This window comes from Stenotrophomonas sp. AS012628 (assembly GCF_010608305.1).
In the GTDB taxonomy this organism is placed as follows: domain Bacteria; phylum Pseudomonadota; class Gammaproteobacteria; order Xanthomonadales; family Xanthomonadaceae; genus Stenotrophomonas; species Stenotrophomonas geniculata.
Genome location: NZ_VMBJ01000035.1, coordinates 20,160 through 40,289, shown reverse-complemented (window position 1 = coordinate 40,289; position 20,130 = coordinate 20,160). Strand labels below are relative to the sequence as shown.

Below are 20,130 nucleotides of genomic sequence, written 5' to 3'. Positions count from 1 at the left end.
CTTTCGCCGCCGCACCGCCGGCACCCGGCCCGCCTCAAGCACTCCGCCAGCCCATGAATACCGATTACCGCAAGAACCTCCCCGGCAGCGCGCTGGACTATTTCGACGCGCGTGCCGCTGTCGATGCGATCCAGCCCGGCGCCTACGCCACCCTGCCGTACACCTCGCGCGTGCTGGCCGAGAACCTGGTGCGCCGCTGCGATCCGGCCACGCTCAGCGATTCGCTGAAGCAGCTGATCGAGCGCCGTCGCGACCTCGATTTCCCGTGGTTCCCGGCGCGCGTGGTGTGCCACGACATCCTCGGCCAGACCGCACTGGTCGATCTGGCCGGGTTGCGCGATGCGATCGCCGACAAGGGCGGCGACCCGGCCAAGGTCAATCCGGTGGTGCCGGTGCAGCTGATCGTCGATCACTCGCTGGCGGTGGAGTGTGGCGGTTTCGATCCGCAGGCGTTCGAGAAGAACCGCGCGATCGAAGATCGTCGCAATGAAGACCGTTTCCACTTCATCGACTGGACCAAACTGGCCTTCGAGAACGTGGACGTGATTCCGCCGGGCAACGGCATCATGCACCAGATCAACCTGGAGAAGATGTCGCCGGTGGTCTACGTGCAGGACGGCGTGGCCTTCCCGGATACCTGCGTGGGCACCGACAGTCACACCCCGCACGTGGATGCACTGGGCGTGATCGCAATTGGTGTTGGCGGCCTGGAAGCAGAGAACGTGATGCTGGGCCGCGCGTCGTGGATGCGCCTGCCCGACACCGTCGGTGTCGAACTGAGTGGCCGCCCGCAGCCGGGCATCACCGCCACCGACGTGGTGCTGGCCCTGACCGAGTTCCTGCGCAAGGAGCGCGTGGTCGGAGCCTGGCTTGAATTCTTCGGCGAGGGTGCTGCGGCACTGACCATCGGTGACCGCGCCACCATCTCCAACATGTGCCCCGAATACGGTGCCACCGCCGCGATGTTCTACATCGACGCACAGACCACCGATTACCTGCGCCTGACCGGTCGCGAGGAATCGCAGGTGGCGCTGGTGGAAAACTATGCACGCACCACAGGCCTGTGGGCCGACGACCTGGCCACCGCGCAGTACGAGCGCGTGCTGCGCTTCGACCTGTCCAGCGTGGTGCGCAACATGGCGGGCCCGTCCAACCCGCACAAGCGCGTCGCCACTTCAGAGCTGGCCGAGCGCGGCATCGCCGACGAGGCCAAGCTGGCAGCGGGCAAGGCCGAGCAGGCGCAGGGCCTGATGCCGGATGGCGCGGTGATCATCGCCGCCATCACCAGCTGCACCAACACCTCCAACCCGCGCAACGTGATCGCCGCCGCACTGCTGGCGCGCAAGGCCAATGAACGTGGCCTGCTCCGCAAGCCGTGGGTGAAGTCCTCGTTGGCGCCCGGCTCGAAGGCGGTGCAGCTGTACCTGGAAGAGGCCGGCCTGCTGCCGGACCTGGAAAAGCTGGGCTTCGGCATCGTCGCCTTCGCCTGCACCACCTGCAACGGCATGAGCGGCGCGCTCGATCCGGCCATCCAGCAGGAGATCATCGACCGGGACCTGTACGCCACGGCCGTGCTGTCGGGCAACCGCAACTTCGATGGCCGCATCCACCCGTATGCGAAGCAGGCTTTCCTGGCGTCGCCGCCGCTGGTGATCGCCTATGCCATCGCCGGCACCGTCCGCTTTGATATCGAGAAGGACGTGCTGGGCGTGGACGCCGATGGCAACGAGGTGCGCCTGAAGGACATCTGGCCGAGCGATGCCGAGATCGACGCGGTGGTGAAGGCCTCGGTGAAGCCCGAGCAGTTCCGCAAGGTCTACAACCCGATGTTCAACGTGCGCGTGGAGAACGGTGCCGCGGTCAGCCCGCTGTACGACTGGCGCCCGCAGAGCACCTACATCCGCCGTCCGCCGTACTGGGAGGGCGCACTGGCCGGTGAGCGCACGCTGGCCGGCATGCGCGCGCTGGCGGTGCTGCCGGACAACATCACCACTGACCACCTGTCGCCGTCCAACGCGATCCTGGCCTCCAGCGCCGCCGGCGAGTACCTGGCGAAGATGGGCCTGCCGGAAGAGGACTTCAATTCCTATGCCACGCATCGCGGTGATCACCTGACTGCGCAGCGCGCCACCTTCGCCAATCCGAAGCTGTTCAACGAGATGGTGCGCAACGACGATGGCAGCGTGAAGCAGGGTTCGCTGGCGCGCGTGGAGCCGGAAGGCAAGGTGATGCGCATGTGGGAAGCGATCGAGACCTACATGGAGCGCAAGCAGCCGCTCATCATCATTGCCGGTGCCGACTACGGCCAGGGCAGCTCGCGCGACTGGGCCGCCAAGGGCGTTCGCCTGGCCGGCGTGGAAGCGATCGTGGCCGAGGGCTTCGAACGCATCCACCGTACCAACCTGATCGGCATGGGCGTGCTGCCGCTGGAGTTCAAGCCGGGCACCACCCGCCTGACCCTGGGCATCGATGGCACCGAGACCTTCGACGTGGTGGGCGAGCGCACCCCGCGCGCCGACCTGACCCTGGTCATCCACCGCCGCGACGGCCAGGACCTGATCGTGCCGGTCACCTGCCGCCTGGACAGTGACGAGGAAGTGGCGATCTACGAAGCCGGCGGCGTGCTGCAGCGCTTTGCCCAGGATTTCCTGGAAGGCGCCAAGGTGGCGTGATACCGGCCTGAATGCCTGCCCCGGAGGCCGGGGGCGGGCTTGTCCGACACCTGGGCAGGGCGCACACTGACTTGGCAAAAACTGCCAATGGAGAGTCTCATGGCCACCATGAACATTTCGCTGACCGACCCGCTCAAGCAGTTCGTGGACGAGGAAGTGCGTGAAGGCGGCTATTCCAGTACGTCGGACTACGTGCGTGACCTGATCCGCCAGCGCCAGCGCAGCAAGGCCGAAGAACTGCTCAAGCAGCTGATTGCCGAGGGGCTGGCTTCTGGGCCTGGCGTCCCGGTGACGGCCGACACATTCGAGCGCATGCGTCGTGAACTGACCGAAAGGATGGAGCGTGAAGGCGATTGAATGGCGACCCAGGGCCGAAGCCGACGCAGCCGATGCCGCGCTGTGGTTCGCACGGCAGGGTGGGCTGATACTGGGTCGGCGCTTTCTCGCCGAGTTGGAGGCCACGCTTCAACGCATCGCGGTATTTCCAGGCTCGGGTTCCACCCGGCACGCCGACCTCGCAGCACAGCTGCCGGTGCCGTTGCGGTTCATGCTGGTTCCGGGCTTCGAACGGTACCTCGTCTATTACCTCGATCTACCGGACCGCGTGGACATCATGCGTGTGTGGTGCGTTGATCGTGGTCTTGACGCACTGATGCAAGACATTTCCTGAAATCCAAACGCGTGGATCCGACGATGACCTTCCTCCCGCAACTCCGTATTCCCGCCACCTACATGCGCGGCGGCACCAGCAAGGGCGTGTTCTTCCGCCTGCAGGACCTGCCCGAGGCCGCGCAGGCGCCGGGCGCCGCACGCGATGCACTGCTGATGCGCGTGATCGGCTCGCCCGATCCTTATGGCAAGCAGACCGATGGCATGGGCGGCGCCACCTCCAGCACCAGCAAGTGCGTGATCATCTCCACCGCCTCGGTGCCAGACCACGACGTGGACTATCTGTACGGCCAGGTCTCGATCGACACCGCCTTCGTCGACTGGAGCGGCAATTGCGGCAACCTCAGCACTGCGGTCGGCCCATTCGCGATCGCCAACGGGCTGATCGATCCCGCCCGCGTGCCGCGCGATGGCCTGTGCACCGTGCGCATCTGGCAGGCCAACATCGGCAAGACCATCATCGCCCACGTGCCGATGCGCGATGGCGAAGTGCAGGAAATCGGCGATTTCGAACTGGATGGCGTGACCTTCCCGGCCGCCGAGATCCAGCTGGAGTTCATCGATCCGTCCGATGACGGCGATGCGGGCGCGATGTTCCCGACCGGCAACCTGGTCGACACCCTGGACGTGCCGGGCGTGGGTAGTTTCGAGGTGACCATGATCACCGCCGGCATTCCGACCATCTTCCTCAATGCGGCCGACCTGGGCTACACCGGCACCGAACTGCAGCCTGCGATCAACGAGGACAAGGGGGCGCTGGAGCGCTTCGAGAAGATCCGCGCCTACGGCGCCTTGCGCATGGGGCTGATCAAGAACCTGGAAGATGCGGCCACGCGCCAGCACACGCCGAAGGTGGCCTTCGTGGCACCGGCGCAGGACTATGTGTCGTCCAGCGGCAAGGCCATCCCGGCCTCGGCCATCGACCTGCACGCGCGTGCGTTGTCGATGGGCAAGCTGCACCACGCGATGATGGGCACTGCCGCCGTGGCGATCGGTACCGCGGCGGCGATTCCGGGTACCCTGGTCAATCGCGCCGCCGGTGGCGGCGAACGTGAGGCGGTGACCTTCGGCCATCCCTCGGGCACGTTGCGCGTGGGTGCGCAGGCTGGTCTCGTTGACGGCCAGTGGACAGTGACCAAGGCCATCATGAGCCGCAGCGCCCGTGTGCTGATGGACGGCAAGGTGCGGGTGCCGGCCGAATAGTGCTCTGGTAGATGCCAGCCTTGGTTGGCATGGTGCACGGGCAACCGTGCACCGCAACGAGGAGATCGACGATGTCCGACAACCACACCCCATCCAACGAGCGTGCAGCGTGGGATGCACTGCTGGTGGATATCGTCGATTATGTGCGCGATGCCCGCATCGACTCACCGCTGGCGTTCCAGACCGCGCATCACTGCCTGCTTGATACGCTGGGCTGCGGCCTGGAAGCGCTGTCCTTCCCGGCCTGCAGCAAACTGCTCGGTCCACTGGTGCCGGGCATCAGCGTGGTCGACGGCGCGCGCGTACCGGGCACGCACTACGTGCTGGACCCGGTGCAGGCCGCCTTCAACATCGGCGCAATGGTGCGCTGGCTCGATTTCAACGACACCTGGCTGGCCGCCGAATGGGGCCATCCATCGGACAACCTGGGCGGCATCCTTGCCGTCCTTGACTGGCTGGGGCGCAACGCGCAGGCCCTGCGTCGTCCGCCGCCGACCGTGCACGACGTGCTGCTTGCGATGATCAAGGCGCACGAGATCCAGGGCGTGCTGGCGCTGCAGAATTCCTTCAACCGCGTCGGGCTGGACCATGTGGTGCTGGTCAAGGTGGCCACCACCGCGGTGGTCTCGCAGCTGCTCGGGCTGGATCGCGAACGCATGCTCAATGCAGTGTCGCTGGCCTGGATAGATGGCCAGGCGCTGCGAACCTACCGTCACGCGCCCAATACCGGCTCGCGCAAGAGCTGGGCCGCTGGCGATGCGACCAGTCGTGGCGTGCGTCTGGCGCTGATGGCAGCCAGCGGCGAGATGGGCTATCCCAGCGTATTGAGTGCACCGACATGGGGTTTCGAGGCCGTATCCATGCACGGTCAGGCACTGACACTGGGGCGACCGCTGGGCAGCTATGTGATGGAGAACGTGCTGTTCAAGATCAGCTACCCGGCCGAGTTCCACGGCCAGACCGCAGTGGAGGCGGCGGTCACGCTGCATCAGCAGCTGCGCGCGATGGGGCGGCGGGTCGAGGACATCGCGCATATCGCCATCCGCACCCAGGAAGCCTGTATCCGCATCATCGACAAGCAGGGCCCGCTGCATAACCCGGCCGACCGCGACCACTGCGTGCAGTACATGGTCGCCATCGCGCTGCTGCACGGGCGGCTGGTGGCCGAGGATTACGAGGACGACGTTGCCGCCGATCCGCGCATCGATGCCCTGCGGGCGAAGATGGCCTGCCATGAGGATCCGCAGCTCAGCGCGGATTATCTGGATCCGGACAAGCGCAGCATCGCCAACGGCCTGAGCGTGCGCTTTACCGACGGCAGCGAGCTGCCCGAGGTACTGGTGGAATACCCGCTCGGCCACGCCCGGCGCCGCGAGGAAGGCATTCCGCTGCTGATGGACAAGTTCCGCCGGCACCTGGCCCATCGCTTCCCGACCGCCCAGCAGCAGCGCATCTGGGCGGCATCGCTGGACCCGGTGGCGCTGGCGGCGATGCCGGTGACCGACTACGTGGACCTGTACCTGCCGGGGTAGCAACGCTTTGGTGGATCTGACGCCACGTCTGCTTGCCAGGCCCATGGCTCGGCTCGCTTTGGTAGGTGCCAACCTTGGTTGGCACGGCCGACGCCAACCAAGGTTGGCGACTACCGGACTGCCGGCCAGCGGCCGGCACTACCCGCACCCGGGGCACTTGCCGAATCCGCGTCAACACCTTGACGCGGCCTGCCTATAATGACCACCTCGATCAAGGAGTGACGACATGAGCGGTCCGGCACGGCGGAAGCGGTGGGGATGGGCGGCGGCGGTACTGGCAGGAGGCCTGTTGCTGGGTCTGGCCGGCTGCCGCAACGACAGCGGGCAGCTGCCCAAGGCCAGCGGTGAAGCCATCACCACCAAGGCCGAGCAGGTGAAGGAGTTCACCCTGCTGCGTGCCTACCCGGACCAGAAGAATGACGGCTTGTCGCTGGCGCTGGAGTTCTCGCGCCCGCTGGTCGGCACCCAGGATTTCGACAAACTGGTGCGCTTCGAGGAAAAGGTCGGCACTGACGACAGCAGCTGGACGCTGTCCGATGACGGCCTGACCCTGCGTTACCCGTTCGTCGAGGCCGGCAAGGAGTTCAGCCTGGTGGTTTCGCCGGATCTGCTGGCCGCCGATGGCAGCCGCCTGGGCAAGGAACTGAAGCAGAAGGTGTTCAGCGGCGAGCTGAAGCCGGTGGTCGGCTTCGCTTCGCAGGGCAGCGTGCTGCCGGCCAAGGACAGCCGTGGCCTGCCGGTGGTGTCGGTGAACGTGCCGGAGGTCGACGTCGAGTTCCTGCGCGTGCGCGAGAAGGACCTGCCGACCTTCTTCAGCCAGTACCAGCGCGGAGGCCGCCGTGGCAGCTGGGAGCTGAGCAGCGACTACGAGCGCAGCCCGATCAACAAGCTGGCCGAGCCGGTCTACGTCAACCGCTTCATCCTGGGTGGCAAGCAGAACGAGCGGGTGCTGACCTACCTGCCGACCCAGGACATCAAGGAACTGCAGGAGCCGGGCCTGTACTTCGCCCTGCTCAAGCGCACCGGTGACTACGAGGGCGAGTTCGATACCGCGTTCTTCTCGGTCAGCGACATCGGCCTGCATACCCGCGCCTACAAGGACAAGCTGTTCGTGCACACCGCCGGCCTCAAGGACGGCGCACCGCTGAAGGGCATCGACCTGCGGGTTCTCGATGCCAAGGGCGAGGTGGTGCTGAAGGGCAGCACCGACGGCAACGGCAATGCGCTGCTGAACTACACGCTGGATGCCACCCACGTGCTGGTCGCCAGCACTGGCAAGGACACCAGCTTCCTGCCGTTCAACCAGCCGGCGCTGGACCTGAGCGAATTCGCCGTGGCCGGCCGTGACAATGCCTGGTTCGACGTCTACGCCTGGTCCGGCCGCGACCTGTACCGCCCGGGCGAGACCGTGCGCCTGTCCGCGCTGCTGCGTGACAACGATGGCAAGCCGGTCAAGGCGCAACCGGTGTTCCTGCGCCTGAAGCAGCCCGACGGCAAGACTTTCCGCGAGACCCGCCTGCAGCCGGGTGACCAGGGCTACATCAATTTCGAGCAGGTGATCCCCGCCGAGGCGCCGACCGGGCGCTGGCAGATCGAGTTCCGCACCGACCCGGCCAGCAAGGAGGCGATCCAGGGCATGACCCTGCGCATCGAGGAGTTCCTGCCCGAGCGCATGAAGCTGGATCTGGACAGCGCGCAGAAGACGCTGAAGCCGGGTGAGGACCTGCGCCTGCAGGCCAATGGTGCCTACCTGTATGGTGCGCCGGCCGATGGCAACCGCTTCACCGCGCGCATGGCAGTGGCGGCCGAGCAGCAGCCGGTGGAGGGCCTGCCGGGCTACTTCTTCGGTGACCCGACCCTGCAGCTGCCGCGCGAAGCCAAGGACGTGATCGACACCACGCTGCCGGCCAACGGCCAGCTGCGCGAGGATGTGGCATTGCCGGAGGAGGCGACCAAGGCCAAGGCACCGATTGCAGTGGTGCTGTCCGGCAGCCTGTACGAGACCGGCGGCCGTACCGTCACCCGCACCTTGAAGCGGGTGATGTGGCCGGCCAATGCGCTGGTGGGCGTGCGCCCGCTGTTCAATCCCGAAGACGGTGCCGATGCCAACGGCAATGCGCGCTTCGAGCTGATGCGCGTGGATGCAGCGGGCAAGCCGCAGCCGGCCAAGGGCCTGAAGATCACCCTGGTGCGCGAACTGCGCGACTACCACTGGACCTTCAACGACAACCGCTGGGACTACGACTTCACCCGCCGTTTCGAGAACAAGGAAACGCGCACCGTCGATGCCGGCGGCAGCGCGGTGGCCTTTGATTTCCCGGTGGAGTGGGGCGAGTACCGGGTGGACGTGTTCGATCCGTCCACCGGCCTGACCAGCCGCTATCCGTTCCGTGCGGGCTGGAGCTGGGGTGATGACAACCGCGGCCTGGACGCGCGCCCTGACAAGATCAAGCTGGGCCTGGACAAGACCGGCTACAAGGCAGGCGACACGCTCGAGGTGACGGTGACCCCGCCGCACGCCGGCAAGGGCATCCTGATGGTCGAGACCGACCGCATGCTGTACGTGCAGGGCATCGACGCCAAGCCGGGGTCGACCTTCAAGATTCCGGTCACCGCCGACTGGGAACGCCACGACGTGTACATCACCGCGCTGGTGTTCCGTGGCGGCAGTGCGCCGAGCAAGATCACCCCGGCCCGTGCTGTGGGTGTGGTGCACGTTCCGATGGACCGCAAGGGCCGCACCGTGGCGGTTGGCCTGGCTGCGCCCAAGCAGATGCGGCCGGAGCAGGACCTGCCGGTGACGGTCAGTGCACCGCAGCTGGCGGGCAAGATGGCGCACGTCACCGTCTCGGCGGTGGATGTAGGCATCCTCAACATCACCCGCTTCCCGGTGCCCGACGCCGGCGCGCACTTCTTCGCCCAGCGTCGCCTCGGCATCGATGCCTACGACATCTACAGCCGGGTGATCGAGAGCTTCGATGGCGGCAGCGGCAAGCTGAAGTTTGGTGGCGACATGGCGCTGCAGGCGCTGCCGCAGGCCAAGCGCCCGACCGCACGCGTGCAGACCGTGGACCTGTTCTCCGGCCCGGTGCAGCTGGATGCCAAGGGCATCGCCCGCATCCGCCTGAAGGTGCCGGACTTCAACGGCACCCTGCGCGTATCGGCGCTGGTCTACAGCGATGACCAGTACGGCAAGCGCGATGTGGAGACCGTGGTGCGCGCGCCGATCCTGGCCGAAGCCAGCATGCCGCGCGTCCTGGCCCCGGGCGACCGCAGCACCGTGACCCTGGACGTGCAGAACTTCACCGGCAAGCCGGGGCAGTTCAACGTGAAGGTGGAAAGCGAGGGCCCGTTGAACCTGGGTGAGGGCAGCCGCAGCGTGCAGTTGAATGCCGATGCCAAGACCACGCTGAGTTTCCCGCTGTCCGCGCGTGAGGGCCACAGCGTAGCCAAGGTGCGGGTGCGGGTGGACGGCAACGGATTCAAGGCCGACCGCCGCTACGAGCTGCCGGTGCGTGCGGCGTGGCCGCAGGTGCTGCGCTCGCAGGTACGCACGCTGGATCCACTGGCCGCGGTCAGCCTCGACAACAGCCTGACCGACGGCCTGATGGCCGAGTCGGTGAACGCGCGCCTGCTGGTCAGCCCGCTGCCGCCAATCCCGTTCGCCAGTGCCCTGCAGGGCGCGTTGAACTACCCATACGGCTGCGCCGAGCAGACCACCAGCAAGGGCTACGCCGCACTGATCCTGGACCAGGCGACGTCGTCGATGCTCGGGGCTGACGGGTTGGATGCCAAGACCCGCCGCGAGCGCATGGAAGGCGCGTTCGGTCGCCTGGCGTCGATGCAGGTGGCCAACGGCAACTTCTCGATGTGGGGTGACGACGGCTACGTGAACCCGTGGCTGACCCCGTACATCACCGAGTTCCTGCTCGATGCCAAGGACGCCGGCTTCGCGGTGCCCGACAACGTACTGCAGAAGGCACTCAACCGCCTCAGTGAGGACCTGCTGTCCGGTGGCAATCAGTTCTACGGCCAGGATGACCGCGAGAAGCTGAAGTTCGCCAACCAGGCGTATTCGGGCTATGTGCTGGCCCGGGTCAACCGGGCGCCGCTGGGTACCCTGCGCACGCTGTACGACAACGAGCGCAGCAAGGCGGTCGGTGGCCTGTCGCTGGTCCACCTGGGCGTGGCGCTGTCACTGCAGGGTGATGCCAAGCGTGGCCAGGCGGCACTGGCGGCGGCGTTCGCCAAGTCCAGCAGCGAGCGCCCGTCGTACTTCGGCGACTACGGCAGCGCGATCCGCGATGACGCACTGATGATCGCGCTGACGCACGAGAACAAGCTGGCCAAGCCCGCCTGGGACGCACGTGCGGTCGATCTCGGCCGTGGCCTGGATGCCCGCCGCAATGCCGGCTGGATGTGGCTGAGCACCCAGGAGCAGGTGGCGATTGCCCGCCTCGGCAAGGCCCTGGCCGCCAACCAGAAGGCACTGGTGGCCGGTGAACTGGTGATCGGCGGCAACAGCGAAGCCATCGGCGAGCGCAAGCTGTTCGGCCGCAACTTCACCGGCAGCGAACTGGCCAGCGGCGTGCGCTTCACCCCGCAGGGCCAGCCGCCGATGTTCGCCAGCATCGACGTGGCCGGCATCCCGCGCAGCGCGCCGGCACCGGACAACAGCGTGCTGGGTGTTGAACGCAGCTACTTCGGCACCGATGGCAAGCCGTGGACGCCGCGCCCGCTGAAGGAAGGTGAAGCGCTGATCGTGCGCGTCACCGTCACTGCCGACACCACGATGCCTGATGCACTGCTGACCGACCTGCTGCCGGCCGGCCTGGAGATCGAGAACTTCAACCTGGGCGACGCCAAGCAGTGGGCCGACGTGGTGGTCGATGGCATCACCATCAGCGACCGCAGTGAAGCGGCCGATACCAAGCACGAAGAGTTCCGCGACGACCGCTACGTGGCCGCGCTGAAGCTGTCGCGTGGCAGCAAGGCCAACGTGTTCTACCTGGTACGCGCGGTGACCCCGGGAACCTACTCGGTGCCGCCGCCGCTGGTGGAGGACATGTACCGGCCGCAGCTGCGCGGCGTCGGCCGCAGCAACCCGACCACGATCACGGTGGTACAGCCGTGACCGCGCGGACGGGCCGCGACGGCGCGGCCCGTCCTGATGGCAATTCGCAATGAACGACGCAATGAAGACCCGGCTGGCGGCCCTGCGCCGCCGGCTGCGGCCGCTGTGGCCGTGGTTGCGCTGGGGCACGGCCGCCTCGCTGGCGCTGCTGCTGGTGCTGGACTTCGCTTTCCCGCCGCCGCTGCCAAAGCAGCGTGATACCAGCACCCTGGTGGTGGCCGCCGACGGCACGCCGCTGCGTGCCTTTGCCGATGCCGAGGGCGTGTGGCGCTATCCGGCTTCGATCGACAGCGTCTCGCCGCTGTACCTGCAGGCGTTGCTGACCTACGAAGACCGCTGGTTCTGGCGCCATCCTGGCATCAACCCACTGGCGATCCTGCGTGCCAGCGGCCAGTTGCTGCGCGGCGGCCGCATCGTGTCCGGTGGCTCGACCCTGACCATGCAGGTTGCCCGCATCCTCGACCCGCATACGCGCACGCCCTGGGGAAAGCTCAAGCAGATGCTGCGCGCGGTGCAGCTGGAAGTGCATCTGAGCAAGCAGCAGATCCTGGCCCTGTATCTGGAGCGCGCGCCTTACGGCGGCACCATCGAGGGCGTGGAAGCGGCCAGCTGGGCCTACCTGGGCAAGCCGGCGGCGCAGCTGTCGCATGCCGAGGCCGCGTTGCTGGCGGTGCTGCCGCAGGCGCCAAGCCGGCTGCGCCCGGACCGCCATCCGGAAGCGGCGCAGAAGGCGCGCGACAAGGTGCTGTCACGCATGGCCGAGCTGGGTGCGTGGACACCGGAAGAAGTGGAAGACGCGCGCGTCGAGAACGTAGTGGCGCGCTCGCTGCGGCCGCCGCTGCACGCCGCACTGCTGGCGCAGCGCCTGCATTCGGCGCACCCCGGCCAGGCACGCATCCAGAGCAGCATCGACATCGGACTGCAGCGCACGCTGGAGGAACGCGTGGCCAGCTATTTCTCGACGCTGCCCGAACGCACCTCGGCCGCTCTGCTGGTGGTCGACAACCAGACCCTGCAGGCGCGTGCCTATGTCGGCACGCTGGCCTTTGGCGACCGCCAGCGGCTGGGTCACGTCGACATGGTGCAGGCCTGGCGCTCGCCGGGGTCCACGCTCAAGCCGTTCCTGTATGCGATGGCGCTGGACGATGGTCTGATCCATTCGGAAAGCCTGCTGGTGGATGCGCCGCAGAGTTTCGGCAGCTACCGCCCCGGCAACTTCGACATGGCCTTCAACGGACCGATCGGCGCTTCCAGTGCGTTGCGCCTGTCGCTCAACGTGCCCTCGGTGGACCTGCTGCAGCGGGTAGGCGCGGCGCGCTTTGCTGCGCGGCTTTCGCACTCCGGCATCCAGCTGCGTTTCCCGCCGGGCAGCACGCCTAATCTGTCGCTGATCCTGGGCGGCACCGGCGCGCGGTTGGAAGACCTGGTCGGCGCGTTCGCCGCGCTCAACCGCAATGGCATCGCCGGGCGCGTGCGTTACACCGACGATGAGCCAATGATCGAGCGGCGCCTCGCTTCGCCCGGCGCAAGCTGGATCGTCCGCGAGATGCTGGAATCGAATCCGCGGCCGGGCTATGGCGTCGGGACGTTCGATGTCGGTGGCCGCCCGCGTGTGGCGTGGAAGACCGGCACCAGTTACGGGTACCGCGATGCGTGGGCCATCGGCAGTACCCGTCACTACACAGTGGGCGTGTGGGTGGGGCGACCAGACGGCACGCCGTTGCCGGGCCAGTATGGTGCGGTTACCGCACTGCCGCTGATGTTCGAAGTGGTGGACAGCCTGCCGCGCCAGCGTGGCGATTCCGCTGCTGCGCCAATGCCGGCCAGTGTCAGCCAGGAAGACATCTGCTGGCCGACCGGCGAACGTGCCGAGGGACTGCCAGCTGCGCTCTGCCAGCGCAGGATGCAGGCCTACCTGCTGGACGGTGCAGCACCACCGACGTTCCCCGAGCGCGAGGCGCGGCGCTGGCAGCCGGGGCGGCAGCGCTACCTGGCCGATGCGCGGACCGGTCTGCGTGTCTCCGCTGATTGCCGTTTGCCGCATGAGGAAGTCGCGCGTGAGATCGCTCGCTGGCCGGCGCTGTTGTCGCCGTGGTTGTCCAAGGCCACGCGCGAGGCCTCGCAATTGCCAGCGCTATCGCCTGACTGCCGCGACGATGGGCGTGAGGCCAGTGTCGCGTTGCACATCGATGGCCTCAATGATGGCGCAGCACTGGCGCGTGCACCCAACGCCGAACATGGCGTACGCCTGCAGCTGCGCGCGCTGGGCAGCGAGCAGGCGGTGGACTGGTTGCTGGATGGACGCTGGATTGCGCAGACCCACGGCGCGCAGTTGATGCAGCGCGAGTTCGCCGATCCGGGAGCACACACCCTGACCGCTCTGGCGGCAGATGGCGCGTGGACCCAGGTACGGTTCAACGTCCTCCGGTAGGTGCCAACCTTGGTTGGCACTTCCCGTATGACTGCCACGCTGTTGTAGAGCCGAGCCCATGCTCGGCTGCTCCTTCGACGTGCATGCAGCGGTAAGCCGAGCATGGGCTCGGCTCTACAACGCGGCAGATGGCAGCGAGCGTGTGGCGTAACCGCTATTCCCCGATCCAGCCATCCAGCAGGTCGGCGAATTCGTCGGCGTGTTCTTCTTCCTGCGCCAGGATCTCTTCGAGGATGCGTTTGGTGGTGGTGTCGCGGTCGCCGATGAAGTTGATCATCTCGCGGTAGCTGTCGATGGCAATGCGTTCGGCCACCAGGTTCTCGCGCACCATGTCGCGCAGGTCGCTGCCTTCCTTGTACTCGGCGTGCGAGCGCGCGGTCAGCGTATCCGGGTTGAAATCGGGCTCGCCGCCGAGCTGGACGATGCGCTCGGCCAGCTTGCCGGCGTGTGCCTGCTCCTGCTGTGCGTGCTCCAGGAACTCGGCCTTGACCGCGTCGGCCAGCATGCCCTTGGCCATGAAGTAGTGCCGGTAGTAGCGCAGCACGCACACGTACTCGGTGGCCAGTGCGTCGTTGAGCAGCTTGATCACTGCCTCGCGGTCGGCATTGTAGCTGTCGGTGATCGCACCATCTTCGATGTTGCGCCGGGCGCGTTCGCGCAGGGTCTTGCGGTCGCTGATGCCGGGAACCTTTGCGGCAGGCTTTGTGGCTTTGGCTGGCTTGCTGGACATGGCTGGCCGTTTCCTCTTGCGGTGGAAGATCAGGTGGGCAGGTGCTCCAGCACGTACTCGGCTGAAGAGACTTCGAACTGGCCCGGCTGTTCGACCCAGGCCGCACGCACCACGCCATCGACCACGTACAGGGCGAAACGGCGCGAACGGATGCCCATGCCCGAGGCGCTGGCATCGAGTTCCAGGCCGAGCGCGCGAGTCAGTTCGGCGTTGCCGTCGGACAGCATCAGCAGGCCGTCGGGCACGCTCTGGTCGGCGGCCCAGGCCTTCATCACGAACGGGTCGTTGACGGCCATGCAGTAGACGTCGATGCCGCGCTGGCGGAATGCCTGGAATTTTTCGACGTAGCCGGGCAGGTGGCGCGCCGAGCAGGTCGGGGTGAACGCGCCGGGCACGGCGAACAGCACCACCTTGCGCGCATCGAACAGCGAATGCGTATCGAGTGTTTCGATGCCCTCGCGGATGCGCTTGAGGGTCACTTCCGGAATGCGGTCGCCGACATGGATGGTCATGAGGAACTCCTTGCTGGGGCAGGCTAGTGGGCCGGATGGGACAGGGGCGTCAAGACATTGGAAAACCTGCGTGCAGGCCCCATCTTCGGGCTTTGCGGCAGGGGCTTCCAGCCACAGCGTGGGGCATGGGGATGGCAGCCGCATTGCGCAGGATCAGTCGGCCTCACCGGGGCCGCACGAGGGGCGGCGTAGCATCGCCGGCGCGTAGAATGAACCCGGGGCGGCGCCACCGGCGCGGCCGAAGCGAATCGAGGTAGCTGGATGGAATTCAAGGATTACTACGCCACCCTGGGGGTGGAACCGAGCGCGGGCGAGGCGGAGATCAAGACCGCCTACCGCCGGCTGGCACGCAAGTACCACCCGGACGTCAGCAAGGAGGCCGGGGCCGAAGACAAGTTCAAGGCGGTCAACGAGGCCTATGAGGCGCTGCGCGACCCGGAGAAGCGCGCGGCCTACGACCAGCTGCGCGCGCAGGGCTATCGCCCGGGCGAGGAGTTCAACGTGCCGCCGAACTACGGCGGCGCCGGGGGGTTCAATTTCGAGGAAGTGTTCGGCGGCGGCGGCCCCAACGGCGGCTTCAGCGACTTCTTCGAAAGCCTGTTCGCGCGCCAGCGTGGCGGTGGCGGCGCTGGTCCGGGGCCGGGCTTCAGCAGCCAGGGCCATGCGCCCAATCGCGATACCCGCGCCAAGCTGTCGGTACCGCTGGAGGCGGCCTACAACGGTGACAGCCTGCGCATCACCGTCAACGGCAAGCAGCTGGACGTGCGCGTGCCCAAGGGCATCCGCCCGGGCCAGGTGATCCGCCTGGCAGGGCAGGGCAACCATGGCGGCAACCTGCTGCTGGAAGTGGAATACGCCGCGCACCCGCAGTTCGAGGTCGATGGCCGCAACATCCTCTATACGCTGCCGGTCACACCGTGGCAGGCCGCGTTGGGGACCAGCATCAGCGTGCCGACCCTGGGCGGTGCGGTGGAGCTGAAGATTCCGGCCGATTCCGATGCCGGGCGCAAGCTGCGCCTGCGTGGCCGTGGCCTTCCTGGCAGCCCGGACGGCGACCAGATCGTCGAAATCGAGATCGTGGCCCCGGCTGCGACCGACGAGGCGCAGAAGAAGGCCTATCGGAACCTGGCCAAGGCGTTTGGCGAAACGATCTGAGATCGATTCTGGTGGGTGTGGACCTCGGTCCACACGCCTTTCGGCCGTTCAAGGCGTGCCAACCAAGGTTGGCACCCACCGGAATGTTTCAGCCCTGCCCGGCGAACACCCGTTCCAGCACCTCGGACAGTTCATCTTCCGAGAACGGCTTGGTGATGTAGGCCTTGGCGCCCTGGCGCATGCCCCACATGCGGTCGGTGTCCTGGTCCTTGGTGGTCACCAGGATCACCGGAATGTGCCGGGTCGCCTCGTCGCGGGCGAGGGTGCGGGTGGCCTGGAAGCCATTGAGGTTGGGCATCACCACGTCCATCAGGACCAGGTCGGGCAGCTCGGCCTTGGCGGTTTCGACCCCGGCGGCGCCATCGGTGGCGGTCAGGATCTGGTGCCCGAGCTTCTCGACGATGCGCTGTATCCCCAACAGCTGCGACGGTGAGTCGTCGACGATCAGAATGCGTGCCATGTTGTTCCCCATGTAATGCCCGCAGTGTAGTGCGGGCACATTACCGGCGGGAGGGGCGCGTCTGCCGTCCGTCGCCTGCCTGCGACGTTCAGTCGATCCGCACCACCGTGCGCCCCAGCGAGCCGCCGGCCAGCATCCGCTGGAACACGGCGGGCAGGCCATCCAGGCCGACTTCGGCAGTGCAGATGCGGTCCAGGTGCTGCGGCTTCCAGTCACTGCCCAGTCGCGACCACACCTCTTCGCGCAGCCCGCGCGGCGCATTGGCCGAGGACACCCCCAGCAGCGAGACACCGCGCAGGATGAACGGCATCACGGTCATGTCCAGCGTCGGGCTGGCGGCCAGACCGGCACTGACCACGCTGCCGTAGGGCACGGTCTGCGCCAGCAGGCTGGCCAGCATGTCGCCTCCGGCATTGTCGAGGCCACCGCCGAAGCGCGCCGACTGCAGCGGGCCGGTATCGGCCAGCGCGTCGCGTGGCAGTACCTCGGTGGCGCCGATGCTGCGCAGGAAATCGGCCTGGTTCTGCTTGCCGCTGACCGCGTGCACGCTGTAGCCGGCACGGCTGAAGATCGACAGCGCCAGCGCACCGACGCCGCCGCTGGCACCGGTGACTGCCAGCGGGCCGAGTTCCGGGGTCTGCCGGTTGTCCTGCATGCGCAGCAGGGCCAGCGCCGCAGTGAAGCCGGCGGTGCCCAGCACCATCGCCTCGCGCGGGGTCAGCCCGGCCGGCTGGGCGATCACCGCGCGCGATTCCAGCCGCACGTACTGGCTGTAGCCGCCATCACGGGTCTCGCTGAGGCCGCAGCCGGTGGCCAGCACCGCATCGCCTTCACGCCAGTCCGGGTCGGAGCTGGCGACCACGGTACCGGCCACGTCGATGCCGCCCACGAGCGGGAAGCGGCGCAGGATTTTCCCCTTGCCGGTACCGGCAAGGGCATCCTTGTAGTTGACCGAGGACCAGTGGGCGCGGATCAGCACCTGTCCGGGGTTGAGGTCGTCGATCCGGAGCTGGGCAAGGCCGCTGCGGTAGCCGGCGTCGTCGTTTTCGATGCGGAAGGCGGTGAACGGGGTGGTGGGGGCCATCGGCGTTGCCTGACTTCGAGGAAAACGCCACCTTACCCCGTTGCCCCCCTTTCGATCCTGCCGATCCGCCCCATCTTGTATGATCGGTAATGGTTTCACGGCTGGCGGTGCGGGAAGGGCCCGCGCCGCAGCCCAAATCTTGATGGAGCGTGCATGGCCTGGAATACACCCGGCGGCAACAAGGGCGGACAAGGCCCCGAGGACAATCGACGCGGGCCCTTCGGGTCGCGCGGCGGTGGCAATGGTGGTGGCTGGGGCGGACTGCCCGGGCCGCTGAAGGACCTGTTCGACGGTGGCATCGTGCGTTGGGTGGTGGCAGCCGTGGTGTTGCTGGTGCTGTTCTCCAGCTTCCAGCTGATCGGCGAACAGCAGCGTGGCGTGGTGCTGCGCTTCGGCCAGTTCTCGCGCATCCTGCAGCCCGGCCCGAACTTCAAGCTGCCGTGGCCGATCGAATCGGTCACCAAGGTCAATGCCACCGAGATCAAGACCTTCTCGATCCAGGTGCCGGTGCTGACCCGCGACGAGAACATCGTCAACGTCTCGCTGAACGTCCAGTACCGCATCGACGACCCGCAGCAGTACCTGTTCGGCACGGTCGATGCCAACCAGGTGCTGGAGCAGTCGGCGCAGAGCGCGGTGCGCGAAGAAGTGGGCCGCGCTGATCTCAACGCCGTGCTGAACAACCGTGGCCCGCTGGCCGTGGCTGCCGAAGAGCGCCTGCAGGCGCTGCTGAAGGCGTTCAAGACCGGCCTGACCGTGACCGGCCTGACCCTGCAGGACGCCCGTCCGCCAGAAGAGGTCAAGCCGGCCTTCGACGAGGTCAATGGCGCCCAGCAGGTCAAGGAACGCCTGATCAACGAAGCCCAGGCCTACGCCGCCAAGGTCGTGCCGGAAGCCCGAGGCCAGGCCTCGCGTGCCCGTACCACTGCCGAAGGCTACAAGCAGGCCGTGGTGTCCAAGGCCGAGGGTGACGCGCAGCGCTTCAGCCTGTTGCAGGCCCAGTACAAGGACGCCCCGGAAGTGACCCGCAAGCGCCTGTGGCTGGAGACCGTGCAGCAGGTGCTGAGCGAGAACCGCAAGGTGATCGGTGGTGATGGCCGCCAGCTGATCTACGTGCCGATGACCGGCGATACCCGTCCCACCACCCTGGCTCCGCCGGGAGTGACGAACCCGGAGGTGGTGATGCCGTCGCTGCCGGGTGCAGCGGCGGAAGCTTCCCGTGATCCGGGCCGGCCGGTGGGCCGCCCGACCGGGCGACCGAGCGGCCGTGAGGAGGGTAGCCGATGAAGAGTCCTATCTGGATCGCCGTGATCGTGGCGGTGGTGCTGGGCCTGCTCGGCTCGGTGTACGTGGTCCGTGAGGACCAGACCGCCATGGTCCTGAACCTGGGCAAGGTGGTGCGTTCGGACATCAAGCCGGGCCTGCACTTCAAGGTGCCGGTGGTGGAAACGGTGAAGGTCTTCGACCGCCGCTTCCAGGTGCTCGACACCGCGCCGGCGCGTTACTTCACCGCCGAGCAGAAGGACGTCAGCGTCGACTTCTTCGCCATCGGCTACATCTCCAACGTGGGTGACTACTTCCGTGCCACCGGCGGCGATCCGCGGATCGCCAATGCCCGCCTGGCACCGATCATCACCGACTCGCTGCGCAACCAGATCAACTCGCGCACCCTGCAGCAGCTGGTCTCCGGCGACCGCAGCGAGCTGATCGCCGAGCAGCTGAAGGGAATCAACGAAGCCGTGGCCGGCCTCGGCATGCAGATGATCGACCTGCGCATCAAGCAGGTGGACCTGCCCACCGACAGCCAGGTGATCAATGACGTGTACGAGCGCATGCGCGCCCAGCGCAAGCAGGAAGCCGCCAAGCTGCGCGCCGAGGGCGAGGAGCAGTCGCTGACCATCCGTGCCCAGGCCGACCGTGACAGCACCGTGCTGATCGCCGAGGCCGAGCGTGATGCCCAGCGCCTGCGTGGTGAAGGCGATGCCGATGCCGCCCGTATCTACGGCAAGGCCGGCTCGGCCGATCCCTCGTTCTACGCGTTCTACCGCAGCCTGGAGGCCTACCGTGGCTCCATGACCGACGGCAACGGCGTGATCGTGCTGGACAAGAACGACCCGTTCCTGCAGTACCTGAAGAACGACCGCTGAGGTCGCAGGGCACTACCCCACGGGGCCCGGCCAGACGCCGGGCCCCGTGCTTTTTCCGGAGTCCCCCCATGAAAGATCTGTTCGCCGCCGTCTGCCTGGTCGCGGTGCTGGAAGGCCTGTTCCTGTTCGTCGCCCCGTTCGCCTGGAAGCGCATGGCCGAGCGCCTGCTGGACCTGCCCAGCCCGGCCCTGCGCAGCTTCGGCGGGCTGGTGCTGCTGGCCGGCCTGAGCCTGCTGTGGTGGGTGCGGCACTGAACCCCGCCCTGTAGCGTCCGAGCCCATGCTCGGGCGGCGCCGCGCAGCGGCGGGAAGGCAGCCGAGCATGGGCTCGGCTCTACATGAGACGCCGGCCTGACCGGCCGGTGAAGCCGTCCGTCGGAAAGGTGGCACCCGACCCCGGAA

At 67.2% G+C, this 20,130-nt stretch carries 15 protein-coding genes; 11 read left to right on the top strand and 4 right to left on the bottom strand.

The window, feature by feature from the left end; genetic code table 11:
* Positions 1-53 precede the first annotated feature (53 nt).
* From acnD to pbpC, 7 genes are all read left to right on the top strand, one after another.
* A complete protein-coding gene (gene acnD, locus G5A07_RS15240) occupies positions 54-2,672 on the top strand; it encodes a Fe/S-dependent 2-methylisocitrate dehydratase AcnD (protein WP_010482771.1) in 2,619 nt (872 codons plus the stop codon).
* 99 nt (positions 2,673-2,771) lie between these two features.
* Positions 2,772-3,029, top strand: a complete 258-nt coding sequence (locus G5A07_RS15235) for a type II toxin-antitoxin system ParD family antitoxin (RefSeq protein WP_019338677.1) — start codon at positions 2,772-2,774, stop codon at positions 3,027-3,029.
* Entirely contained in the window at positions 3,016-3,342 is a 327-nt protein-coding gene (locus tag G5A07_RS15230) for a type II toxin-antitoxin system RelE/ParE family toxin (RefSeq protein WP_019338676.1), read from the top strand. Before G5A07_RS15235 ends, G5A07_RS15230 begins: the two co-directional genes overlap by 14 nt.
* Before the next feature lie 23 nt (positions 3,343-3,365).
* The gene (gene prpF, locus G5A07_RS15225; protein ID WP_019338675.1) at positions 3,366-4,544 is read left to right on the top strand and encodes a 2-methylaconitate cis-trans isomerase PrpF; all 1,179 of its coding nucleotides are present in this window, start codon (positions 3,366-3,368) and stop codon (positions 4,542-4,544) included.
* Between the two features lie 71 nt (positions 4,545-4,615).
* Complete coding sequence (locus G5A07_RS15220) at positions 4,616-6,076, top strand: bifunctional 2-methylcitrate dehydratase/aconitate hydratase (protein ID WP_191863544.1); 1,461 nt, start codon at positions 4,616-4,618, stop codon at positions 6,074-6,076.
* 226 nt (positions 6,077-6,302) lie between these two features.
* Entirely contained in the window at positions 6,303-11,210 is a 4,908-nt protein-coding gene (locus G5A07_RS15215) for an alpha-2-macroglobulin (RefSeq protein ID WP_191863543.1), read from the top strand.
* Positions 11,211-11,259: 49 nt separating this feature from the next.
* A complete protein-coding gene (pbpC, locus tag G5A07_RS15210; RefSeq protein ID WP_125438196.1) occupies positions 11,260-13,641 on the top strand; it encodes a penicillin-binding protein 1C in 2,382 nt (793 codons plus the stop codon).
* A gap of 154 nt (positions 13,642-13,795) precedes the next feature.
* Here pbpC and G5A07_RS15205 read toward each other — a convergent pair whose 3' ends face one another.
* Both G5A07_RS15205 and G5A07_RS15200 read right to left on the bottom strand, forming a co-directional pair.
* Complete coding sequence (locus tag G5A07_RS15205) at positions 13,796-14,371, bottom strand: ferritin-like domain-containing protein (protein ID WP_191863542.1); 576 nt, start codon at positions 14,369-14,371, stop codon at positions 13,796-13,798.
* A 29-nt stretch (positions 14,372-14,400) separates the two neighbouring features.
* Positions 14,401-14,883 carry a peroxiredoxin gene (locus G5A07_RS15200; RefSeq protein ID WP_049454927.1) on the bottom strand — a complete coding sequence of 161 codons (483 nt, stop codon included), beginning with the start codon at positions 14,881-14,883 and terminating at the stop codon, positions 14,401-14,403.
* Positions 14,884-15,144: 261 nt separating this feature from the next.
* Here G5A07_RS15200 and G5A07_RS15195 point away from each other — a divergent pair, with 261 nt between their 5' ends.
* On the top strand, positions 15,145-16,038 hold the full coding sequence (locus tag G5A07_RS15195) for a DnaJ C-terminal domain-containing protein (RefSeq protein WP_010482782.1): 894 nt from the start codon (positions 15,145-15,147) through the stop codon (positions 16,036-16,038).
* 88 nt (positions 16,039-16,126) lie between these two features.
* On the opposite strand, the gene pilH is transcribed toward G5A07_RS15195, so the two are convergent.
* Both pilH and G5A07_RS15185 read right to left on the bottom strand, forming a co-directional pair.
* Positions 16,127-16,498: a twitching motility response regulator PilH gene (gene pilH, locus G5A07_RS15190; protein ID WP_005410644.1), complete on the bottom strand. Its 372-nt coding sequence runs from the start codon at positions 16,496-16,498 to the stop codon at positions 16,127-16,129.
* Positions 16,499-16,586: 88 nt separating this feature from the next.
* On the bottom strand, positions 16,587-17,582 hold the full coding sequence (locus G5A07_RS15185; RefSeq protein ID WP_191863541.1) for a YhdH/YhfP family quinone oxidoreductase: 996 nt from the start codon (positions 17,580-17,582) through the stop codon (positions 16,587-16,589).
* Between the two features lie 153 nt (positions 17,583-17,735).
* Here G5A07_RS15185 and hflK point away from each other — a divergent pair, with 153 nt between their 5' ends.
* The 3 genes from hflK to G5A07_RS15170 all read left to right on the top strand — a co-directional run bounded on the left by hflK (position 17,736) and on the right by G5A07_RS15170 (position 19,983).
* Positions 17,736-18,869, top strand: coding sequence for an FtsH protease activity modulator HflK (hflK, locus tag G5A07_RS15180; protein ID WP_191863540.1), 1,134 nt, complete (start codon positions 17,736-17,738; stop codon positions 18,867-18,869).
* Positions 18,866-19,729 carry a protease modulator HflC gene (locus G5A07_RS15175; protein WP_010482785.1) on the top strand — a complete coding sequence of 288 codons (864 nt, stop codon included), beginning with the start codon at positions 18,866-18,868 and terminating at the stop codon, positions 19,727-19,729. Before hflK ends, G5A07_RS15175 begins: the two co-directional genes overlap by 4 nt.
* 68 nt (positions 19,730-19,797) lie before the next feature.
* Positions 19,798-19,983, top strand: coding sequence for a DUF2065 family protein (locus tag G5A07_RS15170; protein ID WP_005414170.1), 186 nt, complete (start codon positions 19,798-19,800; stop codon positions 19,981-19,983).
* Positions 19,984-20,130: the final 147 nt, after the last annotated feature.